This is a genomic window from Arthrobacter sp. I3 (assembly GCF_000520575.1).
In the GTDB taxonomy this organism is placed as follows: domain Bacteria; phylum Actinomycetota; class Actinomycetes; order Actinomycetales; family Micrococcaceae; genus Arthrobacter; species Arthrobacter humicola_A.
Genome location: NZ_KI914914.1, coordinates 69,109 through 78,473 on the forward strand (window position 1 = coordinate 69,109; position 9,365 = coordinate 78,473).

Genomic DNA, 9,365 nt, shown 5'->3' on the forward strand with positions numbered 1-9,365 from the left:
TCGAGGACGACACCTTCCACCACCGGAACGACCATGCCGGCCAAGGCAGCCGCGACATCCCGGTGCGCATCATCCGGCGTCGGGATCCCCTTGTGCGCGTGCTCCCCGTCCGCTGGGAACCCGGGCCATGACGGGGAAACACTTGGGATCAGTTGCTGGCGGCGGCATAGGCGTTCAGGCTCAGCGAGAACACGATCCAGGAGAGGTACGGCAGCATGAGCAGTCCCGCCGCCCGGCTGATCAGGCCGAACCGGACCACCGTGACGGCGGCAGCCACCGTATGGACGGCGATGAGCAGCAGGGCCAGCCAGAGCGCGGCCGCGCCGGCCATGGGGTACATGCCGAAGAACAGGGGCGCCCAGGCGAGGTTGACGAGCAGCAGGATGGCGTAGACGGTCATGGCCCCCCGGCCGCGCCCGGAGCGAAGTCCTGTTCCCCGGCGCCAGACCAGCCACGCCGCCACTGCCATGGTCGTGTAGAGCACCGTCCAGACCGCTCCGAAGGCCCAGCCCGGCGGAGTCCAAGGAGCTTTCTCTGCCGCCGCGTACCAGCCGCCGGCGTTGCCGATAATGACCAGCGACGCCACGAAGGACACCCCATGGGAGACCGCCAGGAAGCAAAGGAGGGCTGCCGCCTGCCGGCCGGGGCTGGGCGGCGCCGCCAGCGGCCGGCGGTTGACGCCCTGTTCAATTTTCACGTGCACCGATCAACAGTGGCCGTTGGCATCGCGTCCGTCAAACGGCCAGGGTCGTGGCGCTCACCTCCGGGGGAGCCTAAGATCAGTCAACCAACCACCGAAACTACATAGAGGTCCCCGTCGATGAACGCTTCCGCCAAGGATCTGGCTTCCCTTCTTCCGCCCGGCTTCACCCTGGGGGTGGCGACCTCCGCCTTCCAGATCGAGGGTGCACTCGATGAAGACGGCCGCGGCCCTTCCGGATGGGATGTCTTCGCCGCGAAGCCGGGGTCGATCGTGGAGGACCAGAGCCCGGCCGTTTCCTGCGACCACTACCACCGGATGCCCGAGGACGTGGCTCTGATGAAGGAGCTGGGGATCGACTCGTACCGGTTTTCGCTGTCGTGGTCCAGGATCCAGCCCGGCGGGAGCGGACCCGCGAACCCTGCCGGGCTGGACTTCTACGACCGGCTGATCGATCTGTTGCTCGCCAACGGCATTTCCCCGATGGCCACGCTCTACCACTGGGACACCCCATTGCCCCTGGATGAGGCCGGCGGCTGGATGAACCGTGACACGGCCTACCGGCTGGGGGACTTCGCCGCCATCGCCGCAGCTGCCTTCGGGGACCGCGTGAGGCGCTGGGTGACTGTCAACGAGCCCGCCACAGTCACCACCAACGGCTACGCCCTGGGCATGCACGCGCCCGGGGAGGCCCTCATGCTCAAGGCCCTCCCCAGCGTGCACCACCAGCTGCTGGGCCACGGCCTGGCGCTCCAGGCGCTGCGTGCCGCCAAGGTGCCGGGCGACATCGGCATCACCAACGTCTACTCACCGATGGTCCCGGCCACCGCGAACCCGCTGGACAAGGTCAGTGCCGGACTCATGGATGTGGCGCAAAACCGGCTCTACGCCGATCCGGTGCTGCTCGGCAAATACCCGGATGTTATCCGGGCCGCCACCTTCTTTTCGTCGTCCTTCAGCCCGTCCAGCGAAGACATGGAGCTGATTTCCCAGCCCCTGGATTTCTACGGCCTGAACTACTACATGCCCACCCTTGTCGGGGCGGGTCCGGGCGAGGGGGCCGTGCCGCACGGCATGGCCGAGGCCATGGGGGACGACCTCAGCGGGACACCCGGTGCGCCCTTCCACATCGCGCAGTTCCCGGACACCGAGACCACGGCCTACGGCTGGCCGGTCAAGCCCGAATACATGTCCGTCGCCCTGGCCGAGATGGCCGACCGCTACCCGGATCTGCCCCCGGTGTTCATCACCGAGGGCGGGGCCAGTTTCGAGGACGTCGTGGTCCAGCCTGTCGGGACGGACCGCCGGATAATCCCGGACGAACGGCGTCTGCGTTACCTCGCAGACCACATCGGCACGGCCCTGGAAGCGACGCGTCCCGGCGGCGCCGCCGAGGCCATCGACCTTCGCGGCTACTATGTGTGGTCCTTCATGGACAACTTCGAGTGGTCCGCCGGCTACAAGCAGCCGTTCGGTCTGGTGCACGTCGATTTCGATACCCAGGTCCGCACGCCGAAGGCCTCCTACTACTGGCTCCAGGAGGTCATCGCGGCCCGCAGCGCGGCGTCCGCCGGAGAGCCCGGCAGCGCCGGCGGGCAGGACAAAACCGCCGACGTCGGAGAGCCGCACCCGGCAGCCTGACGCCCCTCAAGCCGGGTCAACCTAGAGCAGATCCAGGTCCTGCAGGCCCTTGGCGAGCCCCGCGCCGTCGGGCGAATAGAACCACGGGACGGAGGACTCCGAGTGGTCTCCGGTGTCGGAGTGGCCGCCGGCGAAGACGGCCTCGCTGGCCGAGAGCTGCCGGATGCCGATCGCGGCCACCTGGTCCGGGTGCTTCTGCGCGAAGCCGGAGTAAATCTCTTCATCGTGCTGGCCGTTGTCGCCGAACAGCAGCCAGCGCATGTTCGGGAACTCCTGGGCCAGCAGCTCAAGGTTCCGCCGTTTGTGTTCCTGGCCGCTGCGGAACCAGCGGTCGTGCGTCAGTCCCCAGTCGGTGAGCAGCAGCGCGCCCGAGGGATAGAGGTTCCGGGCAATAAAACGGGCCAGGGTGGGAGCTGCGTTCCACGGCCCCGTGGACAGGTAGATCACCGGCGCCTGCGGGTGCTCCACCTTGAGCCGATCCAGCAGGACGGCCATGCCGGGTGTCGCCATCCGGGCCCGTTCGTTCAGGACGAAGGTGTTCCACAGCGCCAGGAAGGGCCGGGGGAGGGCGGTGACCATGATGGTGTCGTCAATGTCCGAGACGATGCCCAGCCTGGTGTCCGGCGAGATCACGAAAATCCTGGCCTCGACCGGTTCCGTTCCCTCGGCGCGCAGCACGGCCGTATGCCAGCCCGGGGTCAACGCCACGTGAACCAGGGTGTCCACCAGGCCGCCGCGGTCCGCATGCACGCGGGTGGTGACGCCGCCGATCTGGATCTCCACCTCGGTGAACTGGACCGGGACGCTCGTGAAGGCCCGCCAGCCGCGGAAGTTCTGGTTGCCGTTCAGGGCCAGCCGCTCCGCCTTGCCGCCGGGCACCGGCCGGCTGGTGAGGACCACACGGCCCAGTACCCTGACCCACTCGGTCGAGCCGTAGCCCTGATAGGCGACTGTCTGCGGGCTGAACTTCCAGCGCCGGGCCGTCTTGAGCCGGAACCCGTTGACGGTGTCCGACACCCAGTGGGCGAGCCGGAAGGCCCTGTTGCCGGACACGGGCAGCTGCTGCGCTGGTTGCGAGGCCAATTCCATGCCTCCACTCTCCCACAGAGCCGGGCTCCGGCCGTGCCGGCGGGGTCCCCGGACCCGGGCCCTCCGCCACGCCGGATTACCAGCGTGGCAGCTGACCCAGCAGCCCGCGCAGTGTGGCGGCGTTGCGGACGGCGTTGCCGCCGCCGTCGTTGTTGAAATACGCGTAGACGTCTTTGCCGCCGGCCTGCCACTCGCGGATCCGGTCCGCCCACCAGCGCAGGTCGTCATCGGAATAGGACCCGCCGTACAGGACGTCGTGGTCGGGGCCGTGCAGCCGGATATAGACGAACGCCGCGGTGGCGCGCAGGACGCACGGGAGCCCGGCGCCGCTCATGATGCAGTAGGCCGCGCCGTGACGTTCCAGCAGGTCGTATACGGCGTCGTCGTCCCAGCTGGGGTGGCGAAACTCCACGCAGACGCGGATCCAGCCGGGCAGAGCCGACAGGAAGTAGTCCAGCCGGGCGTCGTCGCGCGCCAAACCCGGGGGCAGCTGGACGAGCAGCACGGCCCGCTTGTCGCCGAGTTCGTGCCAGCACCGGGTGATCCGGTCCGCCCAGACCTCGGGGGCGTATAGCTTCTTGGCGTGCGTCAGGCCGCGGGGCGCCTTGACGGACAGGGCGAAACCGTCGGGCAGGCGGCGGCGCCAGCTGGCGAACGAGCCCTCTTTCGGCCAGCGGTAGAAGCTGGCATTCAATTCCACGGTGTCGAAGCGGGCCGCGTAATATGCCAGCCTGTCCCGGGCCGGCAGGCCCGGCGGATAGAGGACCCCGTCCCAGTGGTCATAGCTCCAGCCGGAAGTGCCGATCCGCACAGCGGCCACGTGCCCTGCCATGCCCTTCCCCTTCCGCCCTCCGCCGTGCGCCCTCCGCCGTGCGCCCTCCGCCGTGCCGGGGGCGGCGGTGTGGCACTGTAAGTGTCATGGTACGCATCGAGGATTACGCAATGGTCGGCGATCTGCACACCGCTGCCCTGATCAGCACCGAAGGCTCCATCGACTGGCTGTGCCTGCCGCGCTTCGACTCGCCGGCCTGTTTCAGCGCCCTCCTCGATTCCCCCGCGGCCGGCCGGTGGCTCCTGGCGCCGGCGGGCGGCGGGGAATGCACGCGCCGCCGCTACCGGAAGGGCACGCTTATCCTTGAAACCGAGTGGGATTTGCCCGAGGGCAAGGTCAGGATCATAGACTTTATGCCGCCCCGGGACGAGGTGGCGGATATCGTGCGGATCGTGGTCGGTGTCCGCGGCACGGTGCGGATGCGCGGCGAACTGGCTCTCCGGTTCGACTACGGCCATATTGTGCCGTGGGTCCGCCACGACGAGCTCGGGATCCACGCCGTCGCCGGGCCCGATGCCGCCTATCTGGTGACCGAGGCGCCGCTGCGCGGTGAGCGGATGCATACCGTCAGCGACTTCACGGTCAAGGCCGGGGAGCGTGTGCCCTTCGTGCTGACCTGGAGCCCCAGCCACCTCCGCCGGCCGCGGTCGGTGAACCCGGAAACGGTCCTGGCGTCCACCGAGGAATTCTGGCTTCGCTGGTCGGCGAAGTGCACGGTCACCGGGCGCTACCGCGACGCCGTCCAGCGCTCGCTGATCACGCTCAAGGCCCTGACGTTTGCCCCCACCGGCGGGATCGTGGCCGCCGTCACGACGTCGCTGCCGGAGGAGATCGGCGGCACCAGGAACTGGGACTACCGCTTCTGCTGGCTCCGCGACGCCACGCTCACGCTGCAGGCGCTGCTGGCCGCGGGCTACACGGAGGAGGCCGGCGCGTGGCGCGACTGGCTGCTCCGCGCCATCGCCGGGGACCCGGCGGATCTGCAGATCATGTACGGGCTCCACGGCGAACGCCGGATGCCGGAGCTCGAACTGCCGTGGCTGAAGGGCTACGAAAACTCCGCTCCGGTGCGGACCGGTAACGGCGCGGCCGGCCAGCTGCAGCTCGACGTCTGGGGCGAGGTCCTCGATTGCCTGTCCCTGACCCGGAACTCCCTGCTCAAACACACCGACGACGCCTGGGACGTCCAGGTGGCCCTCATGGAACATCTGGAGACGGCCTGGCGCCAGCCGGACAACGGGCTGTGGGAAATGCGCGGCCCGCAACGCCACTTTACGCACTCCAAGGTGATGGCCTGGGTGGCGGCGGACCGCATGGTCAAGGGCGTCCGGGACTTCGGCCTGACCGGCCCGGCGGACCGTTGGGAGGAGCTGCGTGACGCCATCCACGCCGAGGTCATGGCTAACGGGTTCGACGCCGACCGCAACACGTTCGTGCAGTCCTACGGGCGGCCGGAGCTGGATGCGAGCCTCCTGCTGCTGCCCCGGGTGGGGTTCCTCCCGCCGGATGATCCGCGCATCATCGGAACCATCGACGCGGTCCAGCGGGAGTTGACGCACGACGGCTTCCTGCGCCGCTACCTGCCGGCACAGAGCGATGACGGGCTGCCCGGCGAGGAGGGGGTGTTCCTGGCCTGCTCCTTCTGGCTGGTCGAGGCCCTGATCGGGGCTGGCCGGCGCCACGAGGCCCGGGAGCTGTTCGAGCGCCTGTTGGCGCTGCGCAACGACGTCGGGCTCCTCAGCGAGGAGTGGGGCGTCGAGACCGGCCGGCAGCTGGGCAACACGCCGCAGGCCTTCAGCCACTTCGCCCTCGTCATGAGCGCGCTGGAACTGCATGAAGACGGCGTCCGCCGCAGCGACACCCCGCTTCCGTGATCCGCGCCCGCGGCCCCTCAGTGGCCCCCGCGGCCCCGCCGACGGACGAAGAGCGGGACCTTCAGCACTTTCCCCGCACCGTAAAATAAGTACACTTACTAATATCCCGGCGGGGGATACGAGGGAACTAGGAGTGTTGCAAATGGCGGGATATTTTGAGCTCGTGGACGCGCCCGACGGCGGCTACCGCATTCGGATGATGGACGGGGCAGGGCAACTGATGGCAGTCTCAGTGACGTTTCCCACCAAGAAAGCCGCCGTTGCCGGCGTCGCCCAGGCAAGGGAAATCGCCGGAACCGGCCTGATCAGGGACCGCAGCGCCGATGGCCGGGCCGCCGTGCCCGGATCGTCCGCCCGGGTGATCAGGGGGCGGCGCGGCGGTGCCGGGCGCTCAAACTCCACCCTGGGGGGCTCGCTGGCGGGCAAGAGGGCGCAGGCCCGTACCTGACCTGATCATCGAGCAGGCCGTTTCCCCAGCCAGTTCGCCGCGCCGAACGGTTACAGTATGGCCATGGAGCAGCGGGGGAATCGGAACTCCGGCCGTGCCCGGAAGAATCTGCTGGGCCGTGTGGCGGTGCCGCTCACTGCCGCGGCCATGCTGCTCGCCGGGCTGGCCCTTCTTGCCCGGCCGGTGACGCAGGAGGACTTTGGCTGGGTCGCGTATGCTCCGCTGGCCACGGGGCCCGTTGTGCTGCAGGGGCTCATGATCATGGGCCCGTGGATCTGGGCAGGGGTCGCGCTGATCAGCATCGGGTTGCTCCTGCTGGCGTTCTGGTCCGGCTACCGCACGGGCCGGCAGGCCCGGGACCGCGGCGACGACTTCCGCTAGGCGGCTGCCGCTCGGCCGTCCGCCCCGCAGCCGGGCTGAAGCGCCTCCCGCCGCTCTCTCGCCGCCGCAGCAGCCGGGCTGAAGCGCCTACAACTGCTCTGCCGCCGCCCCGGACAACACAGTTCGCGGTAGTCCGGGCGCGAAACACTGCCGTGATGTGCCGTCTCGGCGGTACGCTGGCCGGGCAGCGCGTAACCGTCGAGGAGGACCTCATGAGCCAGCACCACACCCCCGGAAGGGTCGCCGTCGTCACCGGAGCCGGTTCCGGCATCGGCCGCGCAGTGGCCAGGCTCATGCTGGCCGAGGGATACCGGGTGGTCCTGGCGGGACGGCGGGAAGAAACGCTCCGCGAGACCGCGGCCGGCCACCGCCAGGCACTCGCGGTCCCGTGCGATGTCACCGTCCCCGCCGACGTCGAACGGCTTTTCGCCGCCGCGCTGGGGCAGTGGGAGCGCGTGGACGTGCTCTTCAACAACGCCGGCGTGTTTGGCCCCGCCGCCGCGGTGGACGAGATCACCGTGGAGGACTGGGACGCGACCCTCGCCGTGAACCTCACAGGCTCCCTCCTCTGCGCCGCTGCCGCCGTCCGGGCCATGAAGGCCCAGTCGCCCCAGGGCGGGCGGATCATCAACAACGGTTCGGTCGCGGCGCATTCGCCCCGGCCGCGGACGGTGGCCTACACGGTGACCAAGCACGCCATCACGGGGCTGACCAAAAGCATTGACCTGGACGGGCGGGGCTTCGGCATCAGCTGCGGACAAATCGATATCGGCAACGCGGCGACGGAGCTCATGGAAGAGATCGGCGTGGGTACCGGGGCGGCCCAGGCGGACGGCAGCCTCCGGGCCGAGCCGACCTTTGCGGTCCAGGACGCCGCCCGGGCCGTGCTGCTGATGGCCGGGATGCCGGCGTCGGCCAACGTGGGATCCCTCGTGGTGACAGCTGCGGGCATGCCGTTCATGGGGCGCGGCTAAGGCGCGGCTGGGGGCACGGGCCCGGCTGGTGGGTCCTGCGGGACGCCGCCGGTGGGACCTAGAGGGGCAGGAGGGCGGACAGGTCCGCGCGCAGTCCCGAGGCGGCAACACGGCCGGCGGCGACGGCGTCGGCCCAGCTCAATCGTCCGCTGACCATCGCCAGCCAGGTGTCGGCGTCGCACTCGATGACGTTTGGCGGGGTGCCGCGCGTGTGCCGCGGGCCCTCCACACACTGCGTGACGCCGAACGGCGGGACGCGCACCTCCACGGAATTCCCGGGCGCCCGCGCGGTGACTTCCTCCAGGCAGTAGCGCACCGCCGTCGCGATCGTGGTGCGCGGGACGGCGCCGGGTCCTCCAGAGCCCGGGACCCCGGCGGCCGGCACGTTCGGGCCCGGTGCGGTCGCGGTGGCTTCCTGCCACGCGGCGAGGGCCGCGCGGCCCTCGTCCACCGCGATTCGACGGCGCGATACAGCCACTTTCCCGAGTCTCCTAGTCCAGCAGCGCCGCGACGGCCCGCCCGAGCCGGATCTTGCCTACCGGGCGTCCCCCGCCCAGTACCGGGTCCACCACCTTGTCCAGGACGCTTGACACTTCAGGGATTTCGACGGCGCCGGAGGCCGCGAGGAGCGTCAGCCCGACCAGCGTGGTGGCCCGGATGTTGCCGTCGAGCATCTTGATGGCAACCGAGACACCCTGGCGGGTGGCCATGACCAGGACGCCCTCGGCACCGATCTTGGCCAGGATGCCGAGTTCGTCCATGACGATCGTGTTGGCCTGCCCGCGCCCCTGGACGGCCCACGGGTAGTCCAGCATGGACGTTGCAATGGTGGCTGCCCGCGCGTTCGAGTTCTTGTCGCCCGGGGCCTTGGCCAGCTTCGAGTAGGCCCGGGCCAGGCCGATCAGGGAGACGGCGGCAACCGGCGCGCCGCAGCCGTCGATGCCCAGGTGGGTGATGCGTTCGCCGCAGTACTCCTCGATCACGGAGCGGATGCGCTGCTGCAGCGGGTGGTTGGGTTCGAGGTAGCTGTTCTTGTCCCAGCCGTTCTCCGTGCACGCCCAAAGGAACGCGGCGTGTTTGCCCGAACAGTTGAAGGCCAGCCGGGACTTGCCCCGTTCGGTCTGCACGAGCCAGTTCCGGGCGGTCTCATCCTGGGGCCAGTCGGCCGGGCACTGCAGCTGGTCTTCCTTGGCCCCGGCGGCCTTGAGCATGCCCTCGACCACGTCCATGTGGTCCAGGGATCCGACGTGGCTGCCGCACGCGATGGCCACCTGGGCGCCCCGCAGGGGCACGCCGGACTGCATCGAGGCCAGGGCCTGCAACGGTTTGAGGGTGGACCGGGCAAAGATCGGGGCGTTCACATCGCCGAGCTCGATCACTACCGTCCCGTCCGCGGCCAGCACCACGGCCGAGCCGATGTGGCGGG

10 protein-coding genes are annotated in these 9,365 nt (G+C 69.6%); 5 read left to right on the forward strand and 5 right to left on the reverse strand.

Going from position 1 to position 9,365, the window contains the following annotated elements; all coding sequences use genetic code 11:
- Positions 1-148 precede the first annotated feature (148 nt).
- Complete coding sequence (locus Y706_RS0107635) at positions 149-697, reverse strand: TspO/MBR family protein (protein ID WP_043435353.1); 549 nt, start codon at positions 695-697, stop codon at positions 149-151.
- Between the two features lie 123 nt (positions 698-820).
- Here Y706_RS0107635 and Y706_RS24180 point away from each other — a divergent pair, with 123 nt between their 5' ends.
- Complete coding sequence (locus Y706_RS24180) at positions 821-2,341, forward strand: GH1 family beta-glucosidase (RefSeq protein WP_043435325.1); 1,521 nt, start codon at positions 821-823, stop codon at positions 2,339-2,341.
- 21 nt (positions 2,342-2,362) lie between these two features.
- Here the strand turns inward: Y706_RS24180 and Y706_RS0107645 are convergent, their stop codons facing one another.
- A complete protein-coding gene (locus tag Y706_RS0107645) occupies positions 2,363-3,430 on the reverse strand; it encodes an App1 family protein (protein WP_052355029.1) in 1,068 nt (355 codons plus the stop codon).
- Between the two features lie 76 nt (positions 3,431-3,506).
- Complete coding sequence (locus Y706_RS0107650) at positions 3,507-4,262, reverse strand: DUF72 domain-containing protein (RefSeq protein WP_028276135.1); 756 nt, start codon at positions 4,260-4,262, stop codon at positions 3,507-3,509.
- A gap of 86 nt (positions 4,263-4,348) precedes the next feature.
- Between Y706_RS0107650 and Y706_RS0107655 the strand changes: the two genes are divergently transcribed.
- The 4 genes from Y706_RS0107655 to Y706_RS0107670 all read left to right on the forward strand — a co-directional run bounded on the left by Y706_RS0107655 (position 4,349) and on the right by Y706_RS0107670 (position 7,939).
- Entirely contained in the window at positions 4,349-6,136 is a 1,788-nt protein-coding gene (locus Y706_RS0107655; RefSeq protein ID WP_028276136.1) for a glycoside hydrolase family 15 protein, read from the forward strand.
- Positions 6,137-6,278: 142 nt separating this feature from the next.
- Positions 6,279-6,584: a DUF1508 domain-containing protein gene (locus tag Y706_RS0107660; protein WP_028276137.1), complete on the forward strand. Its 306-nt coding sequence runs from the start codon at positions 6,279-6,281 to the stop codon at positions 6,582-6,584.
- 63 nt (positions 6,585-6,647) lie between these two features.
- On the forward strand, positions 6,648-6,965 hold the full coding sequence (locus Y706_RS24185; RefSeq protein WP_156945083.1) for a hypothetical protein: 318 nt from the start codon (positions 6,648-6,650) through the stop codon (positions 6,963-6,965).
- Between the two features lie 212 nt (positions 6,966-7,177).
- A complete protein-coding gene (locus Y706_RS0107670; protein WP_028276138.1) occupies positions 7,178-7,939 on the forward strand; it encodes an SDR family oxidoreductase in 762 nt (253 codons plus the stop codon).
- Positions 7,940-7,997: 58 nt separating this feature from the next.
- Here the strand turns inward: Y706_RS0107670 and Y706_RS0107675 are convergent, their stop codons facing one another.
- Positions 7,998-8,417 (reverse strand): sterol carrier family protein, encoded by a 420-nt coding sequence (locus Y706_RS0107675; RefSeq protein ID WP_028276139.1) that lies wholly within the window; start codon positions 8,415-8,417, stop codon positions 7,998-8,000.
- Between the two features lie 13 nt (positions 8,418-8,430).
- The coding region (locus tag Y706_RS24190; protein WP_043435326.1) for an asparaginase at positions 8,431-9,365 on the reverse strand (935 nt) is incomplete at its 5' end.